Source organism: Bacillus sp. SIMBA_074 (assembly GCF_046534555.1).
GTDB classification, from domain to species: domain Bacteria; phylum Bacillota; class Bacilli; order Bacillales; family Bacillaceae_G; genus Bacillus_A; species Bacillus_A mycoides.
In genome coordinates, this window is record NZ_JAWRYM010000921.1 from 1 (window position 1) to 252 (window position 252).

Consider the following 252-nt stretch of genomic DNA (forward strand, 5'->3'; position numbering starts at 1 on the left):
TCCTGAGCGAGAAAGATGAGCCGAAGGGGGACATCAACAGATGAAACGACAAGTGCTCCTGATTGAAGATGAGAGTCGCATTCGGGAAATCGTTGCTGACTATTTCGAGCGGGAGCAATGGATCGTATATGAAGCTGAAAATGGCAGACAAGCAATCGAGATGCTAGCGTCTCTAAGGGTCGATCTGATTATCCTCGACATCCTCATGCCAGAAATGGACGGCTGGGCTGTGTGCAAGTACGTCCGCGCCAG

The 252-nt window shown here is 50.8% G+C and carries 1 protein-coding gene; it reads left to right on the forward strand.

Going from position 1 to position 252, the window contains the following annotated elements:
* Positions 1–40: 40 nt before the first annotated feature.
* Positions 41–252: response regulator (locus tag SB773_RS33465; protein WP_410594758.1), on the forward strand; the 212-nt coding region annotated here is incomplete at its 3' end.